Origin of the sequence: Candidatus Infernicultor aquiphilus (assembly GCF_002784285.1) — a bacterium.
Classification (GTDB): Bacteria; Atribacterota; Phoenicimicrobiia; order Phoenicimicrobiales; family Phoenicimicrobiaceae; genus Infernicultor; species Infernicultor aquiphilus.
Window position 1 is genome coordinate 2304 of the sequence record NZ_PFKO01000104.1, and the last position, 1681, is coordinate 3984.

3 protein-coding genes are annotated in these 1681 nt (G+C 31.7%); all 3 read right to left on the reverse strand.

The window, feature by feature from the left end; all coding sequences use genetic code 11:
* Nucleotides 1–161 precede the first annotated feature (161 nt).
* Nucleotides 162–632 carry a 30S ribosomal protein S7 gene (gene rpsG, locus COZ07_RS02915; RefSeq protein WP_406607092.1) on the reverse strand — a complete coding sequence of 157 codons (471 nt, stop codon included), beginning with the start codon at nt 630–632 and terminating at the stop codon, nt 162–164.
* Nucleotides 633–885: 253 nt separating this feature from the next.
* Nucleotides 886–1272 carry a 30S ribosomal protein S12 gene (rpsL, locus tag COZ07_RS02920; protein WP_406607093.1) on the reverse strand — a complete coding sequence of 129 codons (387 nt, stop codon included), beginning with the start codon at nt 1270–1272 and terminating at the stop codon, nt 886–888.
* A gap of 203 nt (nt 1273–1475) precedes the next feature.
* The coding region (locus COZ07_RS02925) for a hypothetical protein (RefSeq protein WP_406607094.1) at nt 1476–1681 on the reverse strand (206 nt) is incomplete at its 5' end.

Below are 1681 nucleotides of genomic sequence, written 5' to 3' on the forward strand. Positions count from 1 at the left end.
CATCACTTGCTAGTTAGTTACCTGGTTAGCTGGTTAATAATAAAGAAGTCAGAAGACAGAACAAAGAATCCGATTCTCTTTATCTAAAAACTGTAAACCGATAACTGAAAACCTAGATTTAAAACTAACGACTAACGACTAAAGACTAACGACTATTTTATTTACCATCTATAATGAGCAAAAGCCTTATTTGCTTCTGCCATCTTATGAGTATCTTCTTTCTTTTTAACTGCCATTCCAACACCATTTGCTGCATCTACTAATTCTAAAGCCAATTTTTCATGCATTGGTTTGCCAGTTCTTTTCCTGGCAAAATTAATTATCCATCTCATCCCTAAAGTAATTCTTCTTTCGGGACCTACTTCAATAGGAATTTGATAACTGGCTCCTCCAACTCTCCTTGATTTCACTTCTAACACTGGCATAGCATTCTGTAATGCTTGATTAAATACGTCCAAAGGCTCCTTTTTCGTTTTTTGTGCTGCAATGTCTATGGCTTGATAAAAAATTGTTTCTGCCTTACTTTTTTTACCATCATACATTAACTTATTTATAAAAGTCGATATATTTCTATCATGATATATAGGGTCTGGCGTATTTACTCTTTTTACTGCTCTTCTTCTCCTGGACATTATCTACCACCTCTATCTATTTAAATTAGTATTTAGTAATGAAACGAAAAATGAAAAGCGCAAAATGCAAAACTATAACTCAAAATTAAAAATTGAAAGAAAAATCTTTGAGTTTTGAATTATAGTTTTTCGCTTTTAGCTTTAAGTTTTTAGTTTAATAAAGAGATTGCCCCGGCGAGCACTCAATATTACTTGAGTGCTCCCCTCGCAATGACTATATACTAACGACTATTCACTATCGACTAACGACTATTTATTCCTTAGCCGTCTTTTTTGGTCTCTTAGCCCCATATCTAGAACGCCCTTGCATTCTATTTTCTACTCCAGTAGTATCCATAACTCCCCTAACAATATGATATCTAACTCCTGGCAAGTCTTTTACCCTTCCTCCTCTTAAAAGTACAATAGAATGCTCTTGAAGGTTATGCCCAACTCCAGGAATATAAGCAGTAACTTCCATATTATTAGTTAATCTTACTCTAGCAACTTTTCTCAAAGCTGAATTTGGCTTCTTCGGAGTTATAGTCCATACTCTTGTACATACTCCTCTTTTTAATGGACTGTTTTGCAAAGCTAGCGTATTAGATTTTTTAAATACTTTCTTTCTACATTTTCTAATTAATTGATTTATGGTAGGCATATTTTACCTTTCTTTATCTAAATTCTTTAACCTTTTAAAAAATTAAAAAATACCTTTACATTTTAGCAGTATCATTATTTGATGTCAAGCTAAATTAGTATATAGGTGAATATTATTTAGTAATAAAACGAAAAATGAAAAGCGTAAAAGGCAAAACTATAGCTCAAAATTAAAAATTGAAAGAAAAAGTTTTGAGTTTTGAATTATGGTCCTTGAATTATTGAATTATTTGTTATTTGCTCTTTGTTATCTTCGTTTTTTTCTTTAAATATATTTACTTCTTTTCCTTTCTGTTCTCTCTCTACTTCTTTAAAGATTCCTTCTACTTTTTCTTCTTCCTCATGCAAAAAATCAACTTCTATTCCTCCGTATTTATTTAAACCTGTCCCGGCAGGAATAATATTGCCAA